Origin of the sequence: Solidesulfovibrio fructosivorans JJ] (genome assembly GCF_000179555.1) — a bacterium.
In the GTDB taxonomy this organism is placed as follows: Bacteria; Desulfobacterota; Desulfovibrionia; order Desulfovibrionales; family Desulfovibrionaceae; genus Solidesulfovibrio; species Solidesulfovibrio fructosivorans.
Genome location: NZ_AECZ01000003.1, coordinates 80,590 through 104,036 on the forward strand (window position 1 = coordinate 80,590; position 23,447 = coordinate 104,036).

The following is a 23,447-nucleotide window of genomic DNA, read 5'->3' on the forward strand; positions in this document are numbered from 1 at the left end:
CATCTTTCATGGAGAAGGAGGGCGAAATGCGATATACAACAATAGCGCTTGTGGCCGTGGCGCTGGCCCTGTCCGCCTGCGCCCGGACGAAAGGCCCGGCCGTTGTGCCGCCGCCTGCCGCACCCCCGCAGACGTATAAAATGACCACCCCCATGCCGCCGGGCGTGGCCGCGCCGGCGAGCGTGGAAACGCGCCTTGGCACCTTGCGTTTCGACTCCGGCTTCCCGGATGCGGCGACCGTGGCCAAGCTCTACGACAACCTGGATTTCCAGCGCGCCGTGCAGGCCTATCTGCTGGGGCTGCCGGCCGTGAACCAGGCCTCCAACCGCAACGCCATAGCGACGCTCGGCCCGAAAAACGCCACCGTGCCCATTTTCGAGCAGCTCGTGAATTCGCGTTCGATTTTCCTGACCGCCAACGACAACACCGTCTACAGCTGGACCTGGGTTGACCTCAAAGACGGGCCGCTGGTGCTCGAAGTGCCGCCCAAGGTCCTCGGGCTCATCGACGACATGTGGTACAGGTGGGTGGGGGATGTCGGCATCACCGGCCCGGACCACGGCAAGGGCGGCAAGTACCTGCTTTTGCCTCCCGGTTACAAAGGCGCCGTGCCCAAGGGCTACCACGTGGTCCATGCGCCGACCTACAGCCTGTGGATTCCCTGGCGCAGCTTCCTCGTCGCCGGTGATCCCAAGCCCGGTGTGGATCTCGTCAAGAAGTTCACCAGGATCTATCCCCTGGGACACAAGGGACCGGCTCCCGAAATGCATTTCGTGGACCTGTCGAACAAGGACTTCAACACCGTGGCCCCGGCCGATTACAGCTTCTGGGGACTCCTGAACCAAGTGGTGCAGGAGGAGCCGACCGCGTCCCTCGATCCGGTGACGCTGGGCTATTTCGCCTCCATCGGCATCGAAAAGGGCAAGCCGTTCGCGCCCGACGCCCGCCTGCGCAAGATCCTGACCGAGGCCGTGGCCGTGGCCGACGGCACGGCCCGGGCGGTGGCCTACAAGATGCGCCAGAAAGCGGGCTACTATTACGCTAACAGCGCCTGGCGGGTGCCCTTCGTCGGCGGCTACAAATTCGAGAGCCAGCCCGGGGTCGACAACCTCGACGGGGCCATCATGTTCTTCTTCGTGGCTACGGGCGTGACTCCGGCCATGGAGGTGCAGATGGTCGGCCGGGGCTCCCAGTACGCCTGGGCCCTGCTCGACGCCAATGGCAAGCCCCTCGACGGCGGCAAAAACTATACGCTGCACCTGCCGCCGAACATCCCGGTCAAGGATTTCTGGTCCGTCATCGTCTACAGCAACCAGACCCGCTCCATGCTCCAGACCGACCAGGAATTTCCGAGCGTCAGCAGCCAGACCAAGGGGCTCGCCGTCAATGCGGACGGGTCTGTGGACGTGTACTTCGGGCCGAAGCCTCCGGCGGGCAAGGAGAAGAACTGGGTCCAGACCATCCCAGGCCAGGGCTGGAACGTGATCCTGCGGCTTTACGGCCCGCTCGAACCGTGGTTCGCGCACAAGTGGCGGCCCGGGGAGATCGTGCCCATGCCGTAAGCGCGGCATGAAACCGGCCGGCGGCGTTTCCCAGCGTCGCCGGCCGCCGCTTTTCACCATGAGCGCCAAAGCCAACAAAACCCTGATCGGCCTGTTCGTGCTCGGAGCCCTGGCCCTGGGGCTCGGGGCCATCGTCGCCCTGGGCTCGGGCACGCTTTTCACGCCGAAACTCCGCTGCATCATGTTTTTCCCCAATTCCGTCAGCGGACTCGAGGTCGGCGCACCGGTTCTTTTTCGCGGCGTCCCCCTGGGCACGGTCAAGGGAATCCGCATCCTGGCCGATCCGGAGCACCTGAAGTTTTACATCCCCGTGGTGGTGGAAATCCTGGGCGGCCGCGTCGAACTGAGCGGCCCGGGGCCCAAACGGACGGTTGAAACACTCCTGCAGGCGCGCGACACCTCGCCCGCCGATCTGCTGCGGCTGTTGATCCGAAAGGGCCTGCGCGCCCAGCTCGTCACCCAGAGCTTCGTGACCGGGCAACTGGCCATCGCCCTGGACCTCATGCCCGACACCCCGGAACGGCTGGTCGGCAAGTCCGATCTGGTCGAGATCCCCACCGTGCCGTCCATGTTCGAAAAGCTGACCAAGACCCTGGAGAAGCTCCCGCTCCAGGAACTCGTCGACCGGCTTATCGGCGCGGTCACGGGCATCGAGGCCCTGGTCAACTCGCCCCAGGTCAAGCGGATGCCGGCCAAGATCGACACCGCGCTCACCAGCGCCACGACCATGCTGGAAGCCGTCAAAAGCCAGGTGAACCCGCTGGCGCACATGCTGGAAATAACCTTGGACGCCTACAGCGGCCTGGCCCGGAATGTCGACCGCCGCGCCGACGGACTGGCGGCGGCGGCCATCTCCGCCATGGGCTCCTTCGACGCAACCCTCAAGGATGCCCGGGGGGCGCTCGGCAATTTCCAGAAGATCGTCAACGCCAACTCGCCCACCGTCACGGACCTCAACCGGGCCTTGTCGGAAATCGCGCGCGCCGCCCGGTCCATCCGCGAACTGGCCGACTTCCTCGAACGCCACCCCGAGGCCCTCATCCAGGGTAAGGGAGGAGCCCGCAAATGATGCGTCCCCCCTTGGCGGCGACATCCGCTCCGACGTGAACCGGGAAGGCCACTCGGCATGCGAGGCGGCATGGACACCAACCGGACTCTCTTTACCGTAACTTCGCCGCCAACCTGTCCAACCAATCCGTACCACCTCAGTCCGAACGCAGGACGCCATTGTTCATGCAAAATAGCAACAGTGGGACGAGGCTAATTCCCCAGGCGACGTAAGAGTTGCTTTGCGCCCTGGTGGTTCGGGAACTCATGCAGGAGACGCTCGGCCAGCTCCCTGGCCTTGTCCGTCCGCCCCGTGCGCAGGTAAAGCCCGGCCAGGGCGGCAAATGCCTGTTGATCCCCGGGAGCGAGCTCCAGGGCCCGCGAAAACGCCCGCGCCGCCCGCTCGGGCTCCCCAAGCACCAGCAGCACCTGGCCCAGGTTGTAGGAGGCGCGGCCGTAGTCCATGCCCATCGCGGCGCTTTCCAGATAATGCTCCGCTTCCTTGTACTTGCGCATCTCGGCCAGTAGCAGTCCCAACGAATACGACACTTCGTAAAGCTCGGGGCGTTGCAGCAGGACTTCCTTCAAGAGCCGTTCGGCTTCCTCGTTTTTCCCCTGCCCGTTCAAAAGGACGGCCAGATTGACCTTGGCCGGGTAGAACTGGGAATCGATGGCAATGGCTTTTTCGTATTCGCGGATGGCCGTCGGCACATCGTGCCGGTTGGCGGCCAGGTTGCCGAGATTGTAGCGCTCCGGGGCCAGGTCGGCGTTGTAGCGCATGGCTTGCCGGTAGTCGCCAAGGGCCTTGCGAAAGGCCTCCCGGTCGTCCGGGCGCAGACGGTCTTCCGGCAGGGCGGAGAGCATCATGGCCGCTTCCATGCGCACCGCCTTGACCGGGTCGTAGAGCTTGGGCGCGATGCGCCTGAGCCTTGTGTCGGGATCGAAGTATTCCAGGCTGCGGATGGCGGTGTAGCGGATCAGGGCGTCCGGGTCGTCGAGCCCCTTGGCCAGACAGGCGTGGCTGGCCGGGTTGGGATAGGCGCGCAAGAGCCCCAGGGCCGTGGCCCGGACGATGGCCGGCAACAGCGGGTCCTCGGCCAGACGGATCAGGCCCGCCTCGGCCTCCGGCTTCCGGGCGCGACCGGCGGCGAAGACCGTCCCGTACTGGGGCTTTCGCGTCTCGCCGTACCATTTCGTGCAGGCCTCGATATTCCAGGCGAGGCTCTTGTCCGCATGGCAGCCCTTGGCCATGCAGGCGTTGGGCGTGTCGATGCTGGCGCTTAAGTCCGGACGGGGCACGCGCAGGCTGTGGTCCGGGCGGTAGTCGATGCCCATGTAATAGCGGCCGGGCATGTGGCACTTGACGCACAGGTGCCCGTCGCTTGGCTTTCCCTCATGCACTTCCTTATGAAAATGATGCTCCTTGGTGTCGTAGACGGCGGCCCGGTGGCATTGGGTGCACACGGCGTTGCCTTCCTTGTGAAGCTTGCCGCTATGCACGTCGTGACAATCGCTGCACCGAATGCCGCGCTGGTGCATCTTGCTTTGGGCAAAGGAGCCGTACACATAGTCCTCGCCGAGGATCTGGCCGTCGGGATAATAGACCCCTTCGTTTAAAAGCTCCGGCACCATGAGGTCGAGCAGCTCGCCCTGGACATGGCGGTTGTCGCCGAGCTGGAAGCGCCGGGAATGGCAGGGCGCGCACAGCCGTATTTGCGCGTCGGCGGTGACGTTTCCCGTGCGCACGGTGAGGCCGGAATTGTCGGTCCGGCTTCGGGCCAGAGGCGGCATAGCGGCCCAGGCCAGGTGTTTGGAGCCCGGGCCATGGCAGGCCTCGCAGCCCACGGTGATCTCGGACCAGGTGGTATGGTAGTCGCCGGTTTCGGGATCGTAGCCCTTGGTCACGTTGGTCGAGTGGCACTCGGCGCACATGGCGTTCCAGGTCTGCCCGCCGCCGGTCCAGTGCAGCCAGTCGCCCGGCGGGACCGCGTCATAGGGCGGCAGGCGGTACCAGGTCTTTTTGTCCACGTCCCAGGCGATGTTGAGGCATTGGAGCCGGCCGCCGGGAAAGGGCACGAGGTACTGCTGCAAGGGGCGCGCGCCAAAGGTGTAGGCGATCCGGAACTGCCCGGGCTTGCCGTCCGGGCCTTCGGTTTCGACGTAATAGCGGCCGTCCTTGCGGAAAAAACGCGAGACCACGTGGCTGTAGGGATCGGTGAAGCTGACGTTGCCGAAATCGCCGAGCACCGTGCCCTCGCCGGCTTCGGCCATGGCCAGGCGGTGGTCGGAGCCGAGCCATTTCTTGTATTGCGTCTCATGGCACTTCTGGCATTTCGCGCTGCCGACGAAGGCGGCCGGCGTGTCCTTGGGCGGGGGCTTTCCCGGGCCGAAGACGAGCAGATAGAGAACCGGCGAGGCCAGGATGATCCCGGCGGCGAAAAGGGCCGCCCGTTCCCAGGGTTTGGTGTTGTCCGTGGCCTGCGTCATGGCATGCTGTCGTCCCGGGTTGGCACGGCGTCAGATCCGGGCGGCCTGATCCGGTTCGAAGCGGTCCCGGCGGCGCGGGGCGGCCACGTCCACCTTGACCAGGCCGTTTTCGATGCGCACCGGGTAACAGTCCAGGGGCCTCGGGGCCGGGGCGCTTAGGACCTCGCCGGCCAGACTGAAGCTCGAACCGTGGCAGGGGCACTGGAAGCGGCTTTTTTCCGCGTCCCAATGGATCGAGCAGCCCAGGTGCGTGCAGGTGCGCGACAGGGCCAGAAAACCGCCGTCGGGCAGGCGGGCCAGGAAGAACTGGCCGCTTGGGATGGCGGTCACCGTATCCGGCGAAAAGGCGTCGACGGCCCCGGCGGTAACGATGCGCGCCCCGGCGGCCTTGGCGCTTCGCGCCTTGCGGGCAAGCAGAAACGAGACGCCGATCCAGCAGAATTCCGCCACGGCGGCGAGTCCGATCACGGCCCACAGCCAGCCGAAGAACCGGCGGCGGCCGGGTTCGGCCTGGGCGTTATCCATGGCCTTCGCCGCCTCCTTTCTGTTCCGCTTCATGGTGTCGACGCGCCTCCTTGCGCCAGGGGCCAGACAAGGCGCATCTCCGGGCCGCGAAACCAGACGCCGACGACCGTGCACACGACAAGTCCGGCCAGGGCCAGGCACAGACAGGCCATCACGGCTTCGGCCCGGGGCGCGCCCCATGTTTTGACCAGCAACCGATACGCGCCCGCGAAGACGGCGAGCACGAGGAACGTGGGCAAAAGGCCCCGGGTGATCCAGGCGCTGCCGGACGGCCCGGCGGCGACCGGCAGGAAATTGTCCAGCAGGATGACCCCGGTGGTGAGCAGCAGGCCGGCCGCGAACATCCCGGCGGCCAGACGCCGGCCGCGCGGCGAGCCGAACCAGTCCCCGGGCGGCAGGGCGCTGCCGGGCCAAAAGGGCACGGCCAGCAAGGCCGCCGCGCCGAGAAGCGGCCAGATACAGACGGCGAAAACCGGATCGAGATGGAGCAGGAGCTCCTGGAAGCCCTGGAAATACCACGGCGCCTTGGCCGGATTGGGGCTCAGCGCGGGATTTGCCTGGGCCAGAAGCGGCGCGTCCCAGACCATGGCGACAAGGAGCACGAAAGCAATCAGCGACAGGCCCACGGCCGCCTCCCGCGCAAGCAGATGCGGCACGGTCGGCAGGCGCGGACCGCCCTCCTCCCCGGAGCGGACAAGCCCCCCGGCCCGGCGGACCAGCCAGAAGTGCCAGAAGGAAAAGGCGATCAGCAGACCGGGCACGGCCGCCACGTGGAGCACGAAGAAATTGGCCAGGGTCGGTTGACCGATGTCCGTGCCGCCCCGGAACAGTTCCAGCAGCCACTGCCCGCCAAGGGGCACGTAGCTAAGCATGCTGGTGCAGATGGTCACGGCCCAGTAGGCGAGCTGGTCCCAGGGGAGCAGGTAGCCGGTGAAGTTCGCGGCCAGGACCAGGGCCAAAAGCGCAAGGCCGATGATCCAGTTGAGCCGCCGTCCCGGGCCGAACGCGCCGGTCGCCGCCACGCGGAAAAGGTGCAGCAGGGCCACGGCCACCAGCAGGTTGGCGCTGGCGTGGTGGATGTTGCGGACAAAGGGACCGAAGGGGACTTCCCGGGTGATGACCAGGATCGAACCGTAGGCCGCGTCGGTTTCGGGGCGGTAGGCCAGCAGCAGCAGAAGGCCCGTGACGAAAAGCAGCCCGGCAAGTGTCACGGCCATGCCGCCAAGGCCGAAACTCAGCCTGAAACGCAGCGTCGCGGCGGGCACGCTTGGCGGATGCAGGTGCAGGATCAGGTCCGTGACGGATTTCCGGGAAGACGCCATGCGGCAAAAAACCTCTTGGGCGACCGGACGGTAAAGGTGCACTGCGGACGCCAAGCCCGGCGACGCCGGACGTGGCCAGGGGAAATCGTGGACCCTGCGCGTTCCTCCGGCCTTGCCCTATTTTTTCACGGAAGGATAGATGACGTTCCAATCGTCCTTCATGTCCACGATGTTCCAGCCCCGGGCCGTGGCTTCCTTCAAGGCTTTTTCCGTGCCCTTGTCGTAGGCGTATTCGCGGGCGGCGTCGGTGTGGTGCACCAGCATGGCCAGCCGCGCCCCCTTTTGGCCCACGGTGGTCCATTCCAGCATCTGGATGTCGCCGTCGGAGTTGCCGAAGGCGGCGACGGGACGACGGCCGATATGTGCGTTGATGCCCACGGGCTTGCCTTCCCTGTCGTCGACAAAGGCGATCTTGGGCAGGCGCATGAGAACCGGGCCGTCCGGGGTCATCTCGTATTGCGTCTGGAAACTGCTGCCCACCACCTGTTCGGGCGGCACGCCGTAAACCCTTTCCGTCCAGGGCCGCATGAATTCGATGCCCCCGCCGGAGACGATGAAGGTCTTGAAACCGTTGGCGCGAAGATAGCCAAGCAGTTCCAGCATGGGCTGGTAGACCATCTCCGTGAAAAGCATCCCGGTCTGGGGATGGCGGGCGGTGGCGATCCAGTCTTGCACCTCCCGCGCGAAGTCCGCCGTGGACATGCCGGTCTGGGCGGCCAGGGCCAGGGCGACAAGCGCTTGGTCGCCGCCGGAAAAGGCGCCCTTGAGGTCCCCCTTGAGCACCGAGGCAAACGGTTCCCGGGTTTGCCACTCGGGATGCTGCGGGGCCATGGCCTTCACCCGGTCGAGAATAAAAAACACTTGGAAATAGAGCGGCTTTTCGGCCCAGAGCGTGCCGTCGTTGTCAAAGGTGGCGATGCGTTCGGGCACGGGCACGAAATCCGGCGAACCTTCGCGGGTCACCTTGTGCACGAAATCGAGGATGGCCGTCTTGTTCGGGCCGTCGTTCCACGAGGGCAGCGGATCGCCCGGCTGCGCCAGGGACAGTTGGGCACAGGCGAGAAGCAGGGCCAGGACAAGCGCCGTCAGTGCGGTTCTGTGCAGTTTCAGCATAAGGACTCCCCGGTCGAGGGTTGCAGCGTGACGCCCAGGCCGTCGCGGCGTCATGAAAAGCCCGCCCCCAGGGCGAAACGGTTTCCCGGGGGCAGGCTTTTTTTACACGGTTACGCTGGCAATGGTGCTGCAAGCGCGGCGCCTGGCCTAGTTGCCGGTCGGCATGGGCAGGCTGACGCCCTCTTTCTTGAGCGCTTCGCGAACGAACTGAAAGTTCTGATACCGCGAAAGCGTGATGGGGCCTGTGTACACTTCACTTTGCATCTTGCGGGGCGGGTACTTGACGTAGGTCTTCATGAGGTCGCCGACCGCCTGGTTGAAGGTCACGAGCGTCCAGGTGTGTTCGGTGTAGTTGTTCATGAAGATGTCGTAGCGTTCCTGGGGGTCCTGCCAGAGGTCGAAGACCTGGGGCACGGTGGCGACGTACTTGCTCGCGCCCTTCCAGCCGAGGTTGCTGTCCACGGCCAAGCCGCCGGTCTGGGCGCCGTCGTCGCCGCGCAGGTTGAACACGGCCTTGTAATGGCCCACGCGCGCCGCGCCGGGGGTGAGTTCTTCCTCGGTGAAGTAGAACCAGGTGGTGCGATCGGACTTGCCGGTGCCGAACAGCACGGGCGACATGTCGTGGCTGTCGAAGATGATGGGCTGGCCCTCACGGTCCTTTTCCGGGAGCGTGAGGCCGGCCAGATGGGCGAAGGTGGCCATGAGGTCCAGGCCGCCGAGGATGTCGTTGTTTCTGACGTGCTCCTTGATCTTGCCGGGCATCCAGGCAATGGCCGGCACGCGGTTGCCGCCTTCGCGCACCGTGCCCTTGGTGCCCCTAAAAGGCGTGTAGCCGGCGTCGGGGTACACGTCCTGCCAGGCGCCGTTATCCGTGGTGAAAAAGACCAGGGTGTTCTTGTCCAGGCCAAGCTCGCGCAGCTTGTCCATGAGGCGCCCGACGCGGGTGTCGAGTTCCACCATGGAGTCGGCGTACTTGCTCTTGGACAGGGACTTGTGCTCGAATTCCGGGGCCGGAAGATTCGGCTGGTGCACCTTCATGAAGTTGACGTTGATGAAAAAGGGCTTCTTGGACTTGGCCGCCTCTTCCAGGAATTCCAAGCCCGCCTTTTCCACGTACTTGTCGAGGAAAGGAATGCCCACCACACCCTTTTCCGGCGTATCGACATACTCGCCGTTGACCGCCCAGTCCTGGGTGACCTTTCCCCCGGCATCGCCCGACAGCGCGCCCTTGGTCACCTTCTGGAACATCTCGCGCAGCTTGGGGTCCATGTCCGGGAACCACTTGGGGTCGCCGTAGGTGTAGGCATTGAGGTGGTACAGCAGGGCGTACTTCATGTGGTCGTAGCCCTGGGCGTTGGGCAGGGCGTAATCGGCCTCGCCCAGGTGCCATTTGCCGGTGAAGTAGGTGTCGTAGCCGGCCTGCTTGAGGACCGAAGCCAGGGTCCATTCCGCCTTCGGCAGGCCGCCGCCCTGGCCCTGGAAGGCCACGGTGGTCATGCCGCTGCGGTTGGGGATGCGGCCGGTCTGCATGGCGGCGCGGCCGGGGGTGCAGCTCGGCTGGCCGTAGAACGAGAACATGGTCATGCCCTCGTCCGCCATCCGGTCAAAGTTGGGCGTGGGCATGCCGCGCCCCGCGCCGCCGCCGTACACGCCAAGGTCGCCGAAGCCCACGTCATCGGCAACGATAAGCAAAATGTTCGGTTTGTCCGCCGCCCGGGAAACTCCCGGAAAACACAACAGGGCCGCGAATACGCTCATTGCCAGCCGTCTCGTCCATCTCCGCATTACGTCATGCCTCCATTTTTCGTTAGCACGGCGCCCAGAGTATGCATGGGCGATGATCCAGCCTTTGTATCGCTTTTTGAAGAACTCCCGCGCTCCCATTGCCCGTTGCGCCCGGGAAGGCCTCCCGTGGAGCGCGGGGCCAAAGCCGCCCGCGGGAAATTCGAAAATGCGCGCATGTCGAGCCCGCCGGGCAGGTTATTGCCCGAAGACCGGATTCTTGATCAGCGATTCGATGACCGGCGTGTGGCCGATTTTGACGTTCCTTCCGACAAAAAGGCCCACCGGCACGTCCCACCGGTTCCCTTCGGTTGCCTGATGATCGTAGGTTATGGTGGGATTCATTCCAATTTGCCATGCCTTGGGCGGATTGAACACAAGAAAAAAAACAGAATGCCCTGATTGATGTCAGGCGTCCTATCCCCTTGGCTGCTCGATCCGATTTTCCAGAAGTAATTCGGGAAAACGCCCACGGTCAGCAGCTTGTTCTGATGGCCTGCCCAGGGCTTTCCCCTTCACGGCATTTTGGCCATCTCACGGCGGCGAGAGGTCCTGATTACTTTTTCCCGAGCGCCTCCCGGAGAACCTCGGCCTTCATCTGGGCTTCGGCGTACATGCCCTTGAGTCGGCGGTTTTCCTCCCCAAGCTCTTTCATCCGGGCCATGAGGGAGGCGTTCATGCCGCCGTATTTCGCCCGCCACTTGTAGAACGTGGCGCTGCTCATACCGTGTTCGAGGCAAAGTTCTGCTACGGCAATGCCATTTCCGGCCTGTTTCAGGATGCTTAGGATCTGGCTATCGGAGTAGAGAGACGTCTTCATGTAAAAATTTCCTCGTCCGGGGTTCCGAGAAAATACTACTTTTTAGAGCGAGCTTTTTTCGGGGGGGGTGCCCTCCCACCCGGATGGACATGCAACAACAAGATGGTCTCCACTTTTATTTTCGGGCCAGCCCTTTACATTTGCCGCGATGGGCGTATCTGTTTCGAGTTCAGTCTATTTTAATAAGCATGGATTTTTTGGATCTTGGGCGATCTGATGTACAGTTCCAATTGATACGAAAAGAAGTGCTAAAAAACAGGAGCGACCCATGTCCAAGAAACTCTATGTCGGTAATTTGTCTTTCAATTCCAGCGAAGACGACATCCGCACCCAGTTCTCCAACTTCGGCGAAGTCATCAGTGTCAATCTCATTACTGATCGTGAAACAGGCCGCCTGCGCGGTTTTGGTTTCGTAGAGATGGACGATGAAGGCGCCCGGGCGGCCATCGCCGGCATGGACGGCCAGGAGTTTGGCGGCCGCAATCTGAAAGTGAACGAAGCCGAGGACAAGCCCCGCTCCGGCGGCAGCAACCGTAGCGGCAGCCGCTGGTAGTCGCCGAAGACTCGGGTCGGACAACCTAACGACGAAGGGCCAGGACATGTTCCTGGCCCTTTTTGCGTGGCGGGGATGGGTGCTTGCGGCGCATGGCCGCCTGGTCGGAATCCTGGTGGCGGGAGGCCCGGGGCAAAACGTAGTTGAGCCCTTCCCTTTCGGGGTGAGGTGGTCCGGGTGGTCACGTCAGCCAACGCAGCTATCAAGGTGGCGGGCATAGAACACAACGCCAACACGTTCAATGTGGTCGCGTAACTGGACGTGGTTCAGTCGACTGAAAACTGAAAGGTCGATACTATAGGGCAGATCAAGCTCCTCAAGATCATCAAGAATTCGGTTCGTTTCTTTCTGGGAAATTTCATTTCCGTAAAGGGTCAAGTCGATATCCGAACCCGGCTTGTGCGTCCCCTTGGCACGTGAACCATAAAGCACCACCTTTTCAACCTCGGGGTGCCTTGCGAAAACCGAGTTGATTTTTTCTATTGTTTGCTCACTGAGCCCGAATTGCATCACTCGTTTCCAGATTGTTCGTAGAGACTGCTGAATTTTTTTGACATCTTCAGAAAAGCCGGATGATGTTCCCCCAGAATTCTCTTGACGATGTCTTGAGCTGTCCCCTGATTGTAGGTGTGCGAGGAGAGATTTCTGTCCCGGATCATCGTCATCCATGTTTCGCCATCTTCAATCAGTCCATTCTTGAACGCCTCGCGAACAGCCCCTCTCGAACCAACGATGTCCCTGACACCCTGGTACTCAAGGTAATCCTTCAAGACATTCCAGGCGAGTTCATGCGTGAATTCGAATGACTGGATCACTCCCTGCTCTTCCAGCATCGAGAGGGCTCGCTTTTGGGCCAGTTCTACGGCGTCGGAAAGTGTCTGGAGCGCCTTTACGTAGTTTTCAAACCGCTGTTTCCAGCGAATATCTTCCGGCATCCCTTATCTCCCTGATCTCACCGAGAATTCCGCGCCGGGGTTTGACATATCGGCACATTCCACGAATGGCCGGGCAGAATCGCTCTCTGAATATTCCTCGGCGACCGAGGCCACGCGAACTGAGATGGAGGGCATGGCGAACATTACACCTAGCCCCCGGATATCCTGTCGATCACCCGTTTACAAGGGCCTGTGATCGGAGCTTGTAAAAGCTTTCAAGGTGCCGCTTCTTGTAGCTGCTTGCGAGAGTCAATGCATCCTGCTACCCCTGCCGCCAAATGCCATGCAGGGTCAAGGCTTATGATTATCCTTCATGCCGCCCACTCCGATGTCGGGTTGCTCCTCTGGGGGGAAGCGCCTTTTGATGCCGCCGCCAGCCCCAGCCCTTTGAAGGGGAAAAAATCTCCTCCACGTCCGTCGCCCAGTGCCGTCCGCGCAGAATCACTTGATGCGCTGCTGAAAAAAAGATTTCCCTTGGCCAAGGCTGCAGCATTGCCAATTGATGCCGCAGTTTGGCTGCCCTCCCATGCGAAAGCCCCCCTTCCCTCAAGCCATCTTCTTGGAGATACGGAAGCACCCACATCGGCCACGACCTTGACCCCGTGGTTGGTCCCTGCGTTGCTTCTGGAGAGTGATGCGCTTTTGGCCATTCTTGCAGTCTGTTGGCGGAAAAGGACACTCGCCAGCGGCGTCGTCGTGGGTGACGATCTCGCCTACTGGGCGGAGATGCTTCGATTCGCGGGGGCGCTGGTGGCCAAACAGCAATTTCTTCCCGGCATTCGTACTGTCGGCGGCGAACTGCATGCCGTGTGGGAGCCTGCGCTCGACGCCGGGGATCAAGGGCGCTTGGTGACGTTCGCGGGGCGGATGCCGCCTTCGGCTCGCGCCCTGGCCGATCCCAGCCAAAAACAATCGCCATCGATACCGGCGCAGCAAGTCCTGCGGTCATTCCTCGTCGAAGCGGTTGATGCCCTGGTTCGATCAGCCATTGCGGCGGAAAGGAAATCCGACCGACGCTCACGGCAATCGCTTGCACCGGAAAGCGTCCATGATGCCTGGATGGCCGCATTACGTGCTCCAGAAGGGCTGATCGAGTGGGCAAGAAAGGATGTCTCCGCGCTCCACAAGGACATCATGCGCTGGAAGCGGCCTGTCACTGTGACGGCAGCTTCTCCGGTGCGCCTGTGTTTCAGGCTGGAAGAACCAAGCGAGGAGGCACCACCAGGGAAAGAGACCTGGAAGGTATCGTATTTTTTGCAACCGCATAGCGACCGCAGTTTACTGGTCCCCTTGGCTGAACTCTGGAAGACAAAAGCAGCAAAGCGTGAAGCACTTAAGCCCCTTGGCCCCAATCCCAAGGAATACGTGCTGCTGTCCCTGGGGCAAGCGTCCGTCCTCTCCGCGCCTATTGCCGCCAGTCTGAAAGGGCCGGCCCCAACCGGGTTTCCCTGCGACACCAAGGCTGCCCACGAGTTCCTGACATTGACAGCCCCCGCGCTCGAACAAGCCGGTTTCGGCGTCATGCTCCCGGCCTGGTGGACCCGCACAGGGACGAAACTGCGCCCTGTCGTCCGGGCGCATGTAGCGAGTCCGCAATTTACTACGTCAGGCGGCTTGTCCCTGGACGCCATTGCGGAATTTCAGTGGGAAGTCTCACTCGGGGAAACCCGCAAGAGTCTTAAGGAACTCACGGCCCTGGCCAAACTCAAGGCACCATTGGTCCAGGTTCGGGGGCAATGGGTCGAGGTCAATGCCGAAGCGATCGCCTCCGCCGTGGCCTATTGGAAGAAAAAGGCGAACGAAGCGGCTTCGGTGCGCGAGATCATCCACATGGCGCTTGGAGGCCAGGAAACGCATCATGGGTTTGCTTTTGGCGGCATCGAGGCGACCGGTTGGATCAAAGACCTCCTGGAACAGCTTGAAGGACGGACGAACTACCAGGAGTTTTCCCCTCCAGGGGCACTCGCCGCCAGGCTGCGCCCCTATCAACTTCGCGGATTCTCCTGGCTGTCTTTTTTACGGCACTGGGGTCTCGGAGCCTGCCTTGCCGACGACATGGGACTCGGCAAAACCATGCAGACCTTGGCGCTGCTCCTTTCGCTGCGGGAGGGCGGCGAGAAGAAACCCAGTCTGCTGATCTGCCCGACTTCCGTGGTCAACAACTGGGTCCAGGAAGCGGCCCAATTCGCTCCCGGGTTGCCGGTCATGGTGCATCATGGACTGGGCCGGAAAAAAGATGCAACTTTTCAAAAAACAGCATCCGGGCATGCCTTGGTCATTACGAGCTATGGGCTTTTGCAGCGTGACGTATCCTTTTTTCAAAAAATCACCTGGGCCGGAGTGATTCTGGACGAGGCGCAAAACATCAAGAATCCTGAGACGAAACAAGCCAAGGCGGCCCGGGGTATCCCGGCGGATTTTCGAATCGCCCTGACCGGTACGCCTGTCGAGAACAATGTCGGCGATCTGTGGTCGATCATGGAGTTTCTCAACCCGGGATTTCTGGGAACTCAGGCGGAGTTTCGCCGACGATTTTTCGTTCCTATCCAGACCGGTCGCGATCCCGAGGCCCCGGAAAAGCTCAAGCGTTTGACCGGCCCCTTCATCCTGCGTCGCGTCAAGACAGACAAGACCGTCATCGCCGACCTGCCCGACAAGGTGGAACGCAAGGAACGCTGCCATCTGACGAAGGAACAGGCCTCTCTGTACGCCGCCGTACTCAAGGATTTGGAAAAGACCCTGGCCGAAGCCGAAGGCATAAAGCGCAAGGGGATCATCCTGGCCACTCTGTCCAAGCTCAAGCAGGTGTGCAACCACCCGGCCCAATTCCTCGGCGACAATTCGGCCATCGCCGATCGGTCCGGCAAACTCTCCCGCCTGACGGAAATGCTCGAGGAAGTGGTCGAAGCCGGCGACAGGGCACTGGTCTTTACCCAGTTCAAAGAGATGGGGGACCTCCTCAAAACCCACCTCCAGGAAACGTTTGGCCAGGAACTCCTCTTCCTGCACGGCGGCGTGACGAAAAACCTTCGAGACAAGATGGTCGAGCGTTTCCAGTCGTCCGCCGGGGCACCGCCGATATTTATCCTGTCGCTAAAGGCTGGCGGGACGGGGCTCAACCTGACCAATGCCAACCACGTCTTCCACTATGACCGCTGGTGGAATCCGGCAGTGGAAAATCAGGCCACGGACCGGGCCTTTCGCATCGGACAACACAAAAACGTCCTGGTACACAAATTCCTGTGCGTCGGAACCTTGGAAGACAAAATAGACGCCATGATCGAACAGAAGCAGAGTTTGGCCAATGCCGTGGTGGGCACTGGCGAAGCATGGCTTACGGAGCTGTCCAACGCCGAGCTCAAAGACCTCTTTGCGCTTCGCAAGGAAGCGCTTGGAGCATAGTATGTCTCCGTATTACGGATATTTCCCCCCATCCAAGCCCAAGACGGCAAAGGGCGGCATCAAGGCGCAAAGCAAACGTGGTCCTTTCGGCGAAAGCTGGTGGGCCAAGCGGTGGATCGAGGTTCTCTCCGGATTCAACCTTGGGGCCAGACTGGCCCGGGGGCGCAGTTATGCTCGGAGCGGGCAGGTCCTCGCCGTGGAAATCGGCGTTGGTGCCATTTCCGCCATGGTGCAGGGCTCTCGATCGAAGCCCTATGTCGTTACCATACGCGTCAAAACACTGTCTCCAGCGGAATGGTCCAAGGTCGCCACCGTTCTTTCTCACGAGACAGGCCATGTCGCTGCCCTGCTCGCGGGGCAAATGCCGCAGGCCCTGGAGGACGTTTTCAAAAAGGCCAAGGTGTCGCTTTTCCCCTCCCGTTACGAAGACTTGATAACGGAGTGCTCCTGCCCGGACTGGTCAAATCCCTGCAAACATATCGCCGCCGTGTATTTTCTCGTGGCCGAAGAATTCGACCGAGATCCGTTTTTGCTTTTTAAGCTCAGGGGGATGACGCGGGCGGGTCTGATTGAGATGCTACAGGATGTACAGGTGGAAGATGATGCGCCTCAGGCCGAGGCGCATGCGCAAAAGTCAGGCAGCGCGAGTAGTGCACGTGAACCGCTGCCCGTCGATTGCGGCGCGTTCTGGGGCCAAGAAGCACACGAGGACGTGACGCTGGGGGAAATATCCGTGCCGGCGGTTAAAGCGTCGTTAGTCTGCCGCCTGGGTGCATTTCCATTTTGGCGGGGTCAGGAGGAATTTTTGCCGGCACTTGAGACGTTGTATGAGGCGGCATCAAAAAGGGGGCTGGCGGCAATCCTTGAGGAGTAAGGGAGAGCTGACCCCCTAGAAAATCGAAAATGGTCCCCCGATTGCTTGAATCAAATTCAAGCGGCCTTTTCCGGATGCTCATGCTGGCCCGCGTCTGCGCCCCCTTGTGCCGCTCCTACAGGGGGGCCAACAAAACCCGTTGGCGCAGTGTTGGCTGGGGAAAAAAAGAAGGGGTTATCCCCTTGGGGGTGTTTTTCGTTGTTGCAGCGCGGTAACGGCGACCGGCCTAAGTGAGGTCGCCCGGGAAGCCGATCTTGCGGATGTTTTTCAGGATCAGCCTTTCCAGGCCCGCGCGGGAGCGATCATCGACGAACCAGCGGCGGCACCGGTAGGCCATGCCGATAAACGGGCTAAACTTGATCCAGGTGATACCCCGCAGGGCGAGAACAAGATGCCAATGGCGCGCTGCGTGGCCGGGACAGGCATCAACAGGGACGGAACGGGCAAGGCCCCGGGGATGGGCCTGATCGGGATCGGGCCGTCGGCCCCCCCCCCGGGGCCGGGACAAGGCCCCGTCTTAGCGCGTCACCCCGTAAAACGGGAACGGTCCGGGAAAGCTGTGGCCGCAGCCCGGGATCAGACCGAAATGGGTGACGAGGCCGGCCGGATCGCGGTCAGGGCAAGCCAGGTAATGCAGGGCCAGGCCGCCGGGTTCCAGCATGAACCGGGACGGCGCGTCCGGGGTCAGGTCCAGGGCCAGTTGCAGGCTTGTGGAGGGGGCGATGCAGGCCAGGGTTCCACCGAACGCGCGCACGACAGGTCGGTGCATGTGGCCGCAGCACAGGCGCGCCACATTGGGGAAGCGGCCGAGCAGGTCTTGCAAGGGCGCGGCCCGGGTGAAGCCGTCGGCATCCATGTTGCCGATGCCCACCGTGAAGGGCGGATGGTGCATGAAAAGCAGTGTCGGCCTGCCTTCGGCCAGAACCTGCTCCAGCCAGTCCAGGTCCTGGGGGGTCAAGCCGCCGCCGTGCTGCCCGGGCCTGGTGGAGTCCAGCCCGACCAAGCGCAGGGGCAGGGTATCGTCCACATAGCGCACCGGCGCGTCGGGATGCGCGGCCTGAAGGGAGCTCTGCGGGGCAAAGGCGGCGCGCAAGCGGGCCCGGTTGTCGTGGTTGCCGGGGATCGGCAGGAATCGGGCCTTCAAGCGGCCCAGCAGGGAGGCGGCCTGGGCGTACTCGCCGTCCAGGCCATGGTCCGCGATGTCGCCCGAGACAAGCACGACATCCGGGGCCGGGACAAGGGCGTTGAGATAGGCCACGGCATTGGCCAGGGCCTGGGTGGACGGGGCCTGGCCATAGGCCAGGCCGTTCTCCGCCACGTGCAGGTCGGAGAGCTGGGCGATCAGCATGCGGACGCTCCGGGAAGGAGGGAGAGCGCTCGGGGCGGCACGGTAAAGGAAATGGTTTCCCCCGGGGTAAACTCCCGGCCAGCCGAGGCGTCCAGGGTGCAGACGGATCCGTCCTGGAGCGTGACCTTCAGCCGATTCCTATCGCCCAGAAAGCTGGCGGACAGGATTTCCGCCCGGATCTGGCCGTCGCCGTTGGCCATGATTTCCGCTGCCTCGGGCCGGAAAAGCAGGGTGAGGGAGGCCGCCGTTGCCCGGTTGGCCCCCTCAAGCGAGCGGCGCGGGAGGCAATGCCCGCCAGGCAAAAGGATGCCGTCCTCGTGCACGGCGCACCGCAGCCTGTTCACGGTGCCGATGAAATCCGCCACAAAGGGGTCCGCCGGGTGGCAATAGATGTCCCGGGGCGAGCCCTGTTGGGCCACCGCGCCATTGTTCATGACCACCACCACGTCGCCCAGGGCCATGGCCTCGCCCTGGTCATGGGTCACGTACACGGCCGTGATGCCCAGGCGCGTGAGCAGGGTGTGGATTTCCTCGCGCAGGCTGTGGCGGAGCTTGGCGTCCAGGGCGGTGAGGGGTTCGTCCAGCAGCAGGACGCGGGGCCGCACCGCAATGGCCCGGGCCAGGGCCACCCGCTGGCGCTGGCCGCCGGAAAGCTGTTCGATGCGCCGGTCCGCCAGATGGCCGATCCGCATCATGGCGAGCATTTCCCTGACCCGCTCGGCCCGCTTGGGCGCGGCATCCCCACGGACGCGCAGGCCGTATTCGATATTGCGAGACACGCTCAGGTTGGGAAACAGGGCGTAGTTCTGGAAGACCATGCCCACGTTGCGCGCCTCGATGGGCACCCCGGTGACATCGGTATCCCCGAAAAGGACCTTGCCGCCGCTGTCCGGCGTTTCCAGTCCCGCGATGAGGCGCAGGGCGGTTGTCTTGCCACAGCCGGAGGGCCCCAATAGCACCACGGTCTGCCCGGCTTCGATGGTCAGGTCCAAGGGTTTGAGCCCTGTCGTGCCGTCCGGAAAGGTTTTGGCGCAGGAGCGCAGGCGCACGGGGACGCCACGCGCTTCGGGCATGGGGGAAGAGAGGGGCATGGCCTGTGCCTCCTTGCCGTCCTGGGCGGGCTCTTTGGCCGCCACGGTGGCGATGGTTCGCGATCCCAGCCATTGCATGGCGGTGAGAAGCGGGATGATGAGGGCAAAAAAGTAAATGGTGTAGGCGGAGCCGATTTCCAGCCGCATGGAGGCATAGCTGTTGGCGAGTCCCACCGGCAGGGTTTTGGTCAGGGGCGTGTGCAGCATCCAGGTGAGGTTGAATTCCCCCACCGACAGGGTGAAGACCATCAGCGCGCCGGAGAGGATGCCCGGCCGGGCATTGGGCACGATAACGGTCATAAAGCGCGTCAGAAACCCCGCGCCCAGGCTGGCGGCGCCTTCTTCCAGCGTGCGCAGGTCCACCATGGCCATGACCGCGGCCACGGACCGGACCATAAACGGCAGGCAGAAGACGACGTGGCCGGCCAGGATGAACAGCCAGCTCATGCGAAACCAGGTGAACCCGCCGTAATTGAGCAAGAGGCCCAAAGCGATGGCCAGGCCCGGAACGGCCAGGGGCAGCACCAGCAACTCTTCCAGCATGGCGGTCCAGCGGCTTTTCAGGCGCACCATGCAATACGCGGCCGGAATGCCGACAACCAGGCAGCAGCCCAGACAGACCAGGGCGATAAGGAGGCTTCTCCAGATGGTATCGCTGTAAAGGCTCCAGACCTGGCACACCCAGCGCAGGGTCAGGCCGCTGGAAACGCCCTTGAAGGCGTTGGCCGACAGGCCCGTGAGCACGGACTGCCCCACCGGTATGATGAGAAAGGCGCCGCAGGCCAGGGTCAGGCCCAGTTGCGCGGCCCAGAGGAAAGTCGGTTTTTTCATCCCGCGGCCCCGATGGAGTCCTCGCGGGCCACGCTTCGCGCCGCGAACAGGGTGGCCCAGGTGATTGCGCCCAGAATCAGGGACAGGCAGGCCGCCATGCCGATGTTGGCCGACAGCGTGAACTCCGTATAAATGGTGATGGGCAGCACATCGATGTCGGTGGCCAGGGTGAAGGCGGTGCCGAACGCGCCCATGGACGTGGCGAAGCAGATGGCGCCGGAGGAGATGAAGGCCGGGGTCAGGGCGGGGATGATGACATCCCGCGTCACGCGCCAGGGCGAGGCGCCCAGGGACCGGGCGGCCTCTTCCAGTTCCCGGTCGATTTTTTCCGCGGCGGCCATGACCGCCGTCACCACCCGGGGAATGGAAAAATACACGTAGCCCAAGAACAGGCCGGTCATGGAATAGGCCAGCACGACCTTGTGGCCAAAGACCATGGTGGTGAGTTGTCCCAGAAGCCCCTGGCGTCCGGTCCAGAGGATGACCATGAAGCCCACGACCACACCCGGGAAGGCCAGGGGAAACGTCAGCATGGAAACCAGCAGGCGCTTGCCGGGAAAGGTGTTGCGGGCCAGAAACACCCCCACCACGCCGGAGAGGGCCAGGGAGAACAGGGTGACCACGGCGGACAGGGCCACGGTGTAGCACAGGCTGGTGAGATAGCGCGGCCTGGTCAGGGCGTCGATGTAAAGCCGCAGCCCGCCCTGGGAGCCGGTCTCCAGAACCAGACGGGCCATGGGGAGCAGGAAAAAGGCGAAAAGCACCGCGCCCAGGGGCAAGCCCATGGCCACAATCCAATGACGGTTGGAGCGAAACATATGCCGATCCCTTGCGGGAGCGGGGCTTTGCCCCCGCTCCCGCTGGATGAAGGGAAAAAACCTATTGCACTTCCGCGCGGAACCGATCGCGGAAAGCGGCCTGCACCGCGCCCATCTTGGCATAGTCGATGGGGGTCGCGCGGGCGTATTCGGACTCGGGCAGGAATTTGGCCGCCACCTCCTTGCTCATGGCCGAGGGGCGGACGGGCTTGAGATAGGCATTGGCCCACACGGCCTGCCCCTTGTCGCTCATGACGAAATCCAGGATTTTCTTGGCCAGTTCCGGATGGGGGGCGTTTTTCACCAGGCTCATGACATAGGGGACGATGATGGTGCCTTCCTGGGGAATGACGAACTCCACATTGGCCTTGTCCTTGTACTTGGCCCGGTAGGCATTGAAGTCGTAGTCCAGCAGGATGGGAATCTCGCCGGAGAGCACCCGGGCATACGAGGTCTGCTTGGGCACGATGGGCTCGTTGGCCTGCAGCTTTTTCATGAAGGCGAGACCCGGAGCGAAGTTCTCCAGCGTTCCGCCCATGGCCTTGTTGGCGGCGCACACGGACGCATAGCCCACGAAGGCCGAGGTGGGGTCGAGGTAGCCGATCATGCCCTTGTAGCGGGGATCGAGCAGGTCGTTCCAGGAACGGGGAACGGGCTTTCCCTCCAAGGCGTCCTTGTTGACGAAAAAGCCGATGGTGCCGGAGTGGATGGCGAACCAGAAACCGTCGGGGTCCTTGAGGCCTTTGGGGATCGCATCCCAGTGAGCGGGCTTGTAGGGGGCGACGACGCCTTTCTTTTTGGCCTCGATGCCGAAGGACACGCCGTAATAGACCACGTCCGCCACGGGATTGTTTTTTTCCGCGATGAGCTGGGACAGGCTCTGGCCGGAATTCTTGTTGTCCTGGGGGATGTGGATGCCCAGTTCCCGCTCGATGGTTTTAAGCTGGGTCCCCCAGTCCGCCCATTCGGGCGGACAGTTGTAACAGATGGCCGTATCCGTAGCGTGGGCGGGGCCCGCCCCGAACATGACGGCCATGGCCAAGGTCAATAGCCAGACAAGATGACGCATAATGCTCTCCAAAGGGGGCGGGAGGTCATGGTACCGGGAATCCCCGTTCGCCGAACCCCGCGGACATTCGGCGAATGGGAGCGGTGGACTCCCTGACAACCAACTCGTGCTCCAAAATAAGGTGGCGGGGCCCGGCATCGCCGCCCTCCAGGGCGTCCAAGGCCACCTTGGCGGCCAGCCGGCCCATTTCGTAGACGGGCTGGCGAATGGTGGTGAGCCTGGGCGTGACATAGGAGGCAAAGGTCACGTCATCGAATCCCACCACGGAAACATCTTGCGGCACGGTCAGGCCGAAGGCGCGCAACGCGCCCATGGCGCCGATGGCCATCAAATCGTTGGAAGCGAAAATGGCAGTGGGCGGAGCTGCCCGGTTCATGAGCCGGGACACGGCCTCGCGGCAGTGCTCCAGGCCGAAGGGGGCTTGCACCACCAGGGACGGATCGTGGTCCAGACCGCGCTGCCTCAGGCAGCGGCGATAGCCTTCATACCGGTGCCGGCTGCGGTCGGATGCCGCGAAACTTCCGGCCAGCATGGCGAGGCGTTCATGGCCCAGGTCCAGCAAGTGGGCTGTGGCGTCATACCCGCCTTTTTCGTTGTCGATGCCCACGCTCGAGACCGGCGCGTCCGCGAGCGTGCTGTAGAGGAAGACCGACGGGATATCGAGGGCAGGCGTTTCCCGGGCCATGATCGCCAGGGGATCGGAGACCGTCATGACCAGCGCGTCCACCTGCCGTTCCAGAAGATGGCGGATGAGCCGGCCTTCGGCGGCCGGATCGTAGTCGGCATTGGCCAGGAGCACCTGGTAGCCGCGCCGGGTGGCCTCGTCCTGCAGCCCCCTGGTAGAATCGGCGAACACCGTGTTCGTGATGGTGGGGATCACCAGGCCAAGGGTCTTGGTGCGCTGCGTGGAAAGGACCTTGGCCGCGTAGTTGAACCGGTAGCCGCATGCCTTCATGGCCGCCCGGATCCTTTCTGCGGTCGCCTGGCGCACTTTTTCCGGCGTGTTGAGGTAGCGGGAAACACTCGCGATCGATACGCTCGCCAGCGCGGCCACATCTCGGATGGTTGCCATGTCGTGTAACCTGTTACAGCAAAAGGGTGTCGGGAGAGCGAGGGGTACGGCGGATGCCGCGAACGCTCTCGCCCGGGCACGATGTAACCGGTTCTATTTTTGCTTCGCATGCCAAACCCGTGACGATCCGGTCAGGTTTTGGCGTGGGGGAGCGGGGGGGCTTGGGATGGCGCCTGGCGGGCGGCTGGACCGGGGCCGTGGTGCTCACGCCGGCAGTTTCCGCGCCTTCACCCGCACCTGGGCGCAATCAAGTAGTCCATGATGCCCGGCCCCAAAGCCGTAACACCCCGGCTTCGGAGGCGGCCGCCATTTTTTCAACCATGCGCAGGGAATGTCCAAATGCCCAAACAGGGACAGGTGTCTCGCTGGGGCGTCAGTCGGCCAAGGGGCATTTCTCTCGCTGTAAAAAAGAAAGGCCCCGACTGTAGAAGCCAGGGCCAGTAAGGTTATAGTCGAGATTTTTTATAGGTTATTGGGAATGACTCAGCATCAAGCGTAGGGCTGGTGTTTACCACACGTGCAGTTTGCCAGCTTTTCTTTATCGATGCTGGCCTATTTATGCCCTACATCAAAAAACTGTTCCTCGTCTGACTGGCCCATCGGCATCACCTCCGTTAAGGTTACAACCAACCTTTCCAAAGGACTCGCTTACTATATAGGCCTGGGCCATGCCCGTGTCTAGTGCTTTTTTGAGGAAGGGAAAAAGTCCCGGGACCGGGTCCGGTCCGGAGAATTGGGAGCGGCAGAAGACCGATGGGGTCTGCCCTTGGCTCATTGGCTGCCGCCTCTGGTGGCG

At 62.8% G+C, this 23,447-nt stretch carries 19 protein-coding genes and 1 pseudogene; 5 read left to right on the forward strand and 15 right to left on the reverse strand.

Features of this window, described 5'->3' with window-relative positions; translation table 11 throughout:
• Window positions 1-26 precede the first annotated feature (26 nt).
• Window positions 27-1,562, forward strand: coding sequence for a DUF1254 domain-containing protein (locus tag DESFRDRAFT_RS03200; RefSeq protein ID WP_005991049.1), 1,536 nt, complete (start codon window positions 27-29; stop codon window positions 1,560-1,562).
• 7 nt (window positions 1,563-1,569) lie between these two features.
• Window positions 1,570-2,631 (forward strand): MlaD family protein, encoded by a 1,062-nt coding sequence (locus DESFRDRAFT_RS03205; protein ID WP_005991051.1) that lies wholly within the window; start codon window positions 1,570-1,572, stop codon window positions 2,629-2,631.
• A gap of 191 nt (window positions 2,632-2,822) precedes the next feature.
• On the opposite strand, the gene DESFRDRAFT_RS03210 is transcribed toward DESFRDRAFT_RS03205, so the two are convergent.
• From DESFRDRAFT_RS03210 to DESFRDRAFT_RS03235, 7 genes and pseudogenes are all read right to left on the reverse strand, one after another.
• Window positions 2,823-5,096, reverse strand: a complete 2,274-nt coding sequence (locus DESFRDRAFT_RS03210; protein WP_005991053.1) for a tetratricopeptide repeat protein — start codon at window positions 5,094-5,096, stop codon at window positions 2,823-2,825.
• Between the two features lie 30 nt (window positions 5,097-5,126).
• A complete protein-coding gene (locus DESFRDRAFT_RS03215; RefSeq protein WP_005991055.1) occupies window positions 5,127-5,654 on the reverse strand; it encodes a QcrA and Rieske domain-containing protein in 528 nt (175 codons plus the stop codon).
• A complete protein-coding gene (locus DESFRDRAFT_RS03220; RefSeq protein ID WP_005991058.1) occupies window positions 5,651-6,943 on the reverse strand; it encodes a cytochrome b N-terminal domain-containing protein in 1,293 nt (430 codons plus the stop codon). Before DESFRDRAFT_RS03220 ends, DESFRDRAFT_RS03215 begins: the two co-directional genes overlap by 4 nt.
• A 117-nt stretch (window positions 6,944-7,060) precedes the next feature.
• Window positions 7,061-8,056: an HAD family hydrolase gene (locus tag DESFRDRAFT_RS03225; RefSeq protein WP_005991062.1), complete on the reverse strand. Its 996-nt coding sequence runs from the start codon at window positions 8,054-8,056 to the stop codon at window positions 7,061-7,063.
• Window positions 8,057-8,203: 147 nt separating this feature from the next.
• A complete protein-coding gene (locus tag DESFRDRAFT_RS03230; protein ID WP_233489548.1) occupies window positions 8,204-9,814 on the reverse strand; it encodes an arylsulfatase in 1,611 nt (536 codons plus the stop codon).
• A gap of 222 nt (window positions 9,815-10,036) precedes the next feature.
• Window positions 10,037-10,183 (reverse strand): hypothetical protein, encoded by a 147-nt coding sequence (locus DESFRDRAFT_RS22480; RefSeq protein WP_158306959.1) that lies wholly within the window; start codon window positions 10,181-10,183, stop codon window positions 10,037-10,039.
• Window positions 10,184-10,362: 179 nt separating this feature from the next.
• Window positions 10,363-10,658 (reverse strand): annotated as a pseudogene (locus tag DESFRDRAFT_RS03235) (transposase); the annotation flags it as partial.
• A gap of 268 nt (window positions 10,659-10,926) precedes the next feature.
• Between DESFRDRAFT_RS03235 and DESFRDRAFT_RS03240 the strand changes: the two are divergent.
• A complete protein-coding gene (locus DESFRDRAFT_RS03240; RefSeq protein WP_005991065.1) occupies window positions 10,927-11,211 on the forward strand; it encodes an RNA recognition motif domain-containing protein in 285 nt (94 codons plus the stop codon).
• A 186-nt stretch (window positions 11,212-11,397) separates the two neighbouring features.
• Here DESFRDRAFT_RS03240 and DESFRDRAFT_RS03245 read toward each other — a convergent pair whose 3' ends face one another.
• On the reverse strand, window positions 11,398-11,721 hold the full coding sequence (locus tag DESFRDRAFT_RS03245) for a nucleotidyltransferase domain-containing protein (protein WP_005991066.1): 324 nt from the start codon (window positions 11,719-11,721) through the stop codon (window positions 11,398-11,400).
• Entirely contained in the window at window positions 11,721-12,146 is a 426-nt protein-coding gene (locus DESFRDRAFT_RS03250) for a nucleotidyltransferase substrate binding protein (protein WP_005991067.1), read from the reverse strand. The genes DESFRDRAFT_RS03245 and DESFRDRAFT_RS03250 overlap by 1 nt, the downstream gene beginning before the upstream one ends.
• 300 nt (window positions 12,147-12,446) lie before the next feature.
• Between DESFRDRAFT_RS03250 and DESFRDRAFT_RS03255 the strand changes: the two genes are divergently transcribed.
• Window positions 12,447-15,548, forward strand: a complete 3,102-nt coding sequence (locus DESFRDRAFT_RS03255; RefSeq protein WP_043793668.1) for a DEAD/DEAH box helicase — start codon at window positions 12,447-12,449, stop codon at window positions 15,546-15,548.
• Between the two features lies 1 nt (window position 15,549).
• Window positions 15,550-16,422, forward strand: coding sequence for an SWIM zinc finger family protein (locus DESFRDRAFT_RS03260; RefSeq protein WP_005991070.1), 873 nt, complete (start codon window positions 15,550-15,552; stop codon window positions 16,420-16,422).
• Between the two features lie 226 nt (window positions 16,423-16,648).
• Here DESFRDRAFT_RS03260 and DESFRDRAFT_RS21765 read toward each other — a convergent pair whose 3' ends face one another.
• From DESFRDRAFT_RS21765 to DESFRDRAFT_RS03285, 6 genes are all read right to left on the reverse strand, one after another.
• A complete protein-coding gene (locus DESFRDRAFT_RS21765) occupies window positions 16,649-16,930 on the reverse strand; it encodes a hypothetical protein (RefSeq protein WP_144004895.1) in 282 nt (93 codons plus the stop codon).
• 9 nt (window positions 16,931-16,939) lie between these two features.
• On the reverse strand, window positions 16,940-17,770 hold the full coding sequence (locus tag DESFRDRAFT_RS03265; protein ID WP_005991071.1) for a phosphodiesterase: 831 nt from the start codon (window positions 17,768-17,770) through the stop codon (window positions 16,940-16,942).
• Window positions 17,764-19,692: an ATP-binding cassette domain-containing protein gene (locus DESFRDRAFT_RS22635; protein WP_005991072.1), complete on the reverse strand. Its 1,929-nt coding sequence runs from the start codon at window positions 19,690-19,692 to the stop codon at window positions 17,764-17,766. The genes DESFRDRAFT_RS03265 and DESFRDRAFT_RS22635 overlap by 7 nt, the downstream gene beginning before the upstream one ends.
• Complete coding sequence (locus DESFRDRAFT_RS03275) at window positions 19,689-20,510, reverse strand: ABC transporter permease (RefSeq protein ID WP_005991073.1); 822 nt, start codon at window positions 20,508-20,510, stop codon at window positions 19,689-19,691. Before DESFRDRAFT_RS03275 ends, DESFRDRAFT_RS22635 begins: the two co-directional genes overlap by 4 nt.
• 61 nt (window positions 20,511-20,571) lie before the next feature.
• On the reverse strand, window positions 20,572-21,579 hold the full coding sequence (locus tag DESFRDRAFT_RS03280; protein WP_005991074.1) for an ABC transporter substrate-binding protein: 1,008 nt from the start codon (window positions 21,577-21,579) through the stop codon (window positions 20,572-20,574).
• 25 nt (window positions 21,580-21,604) lie between these two features.
• Window positions 21,605-22,651, reverse strand: a complete 1,047-nt coding sequence (locus DESFRDRAFT_RS03285; RefSeq protein ID WP_005991075.1) for a LacI family DNA-binding transcriptional regulator — start codon at window positions 22,649-22,651, stop codon at window positions 21,605-21,607.
• Window positions 22,652-23,447: the final 796 nt, after the last annotated feature.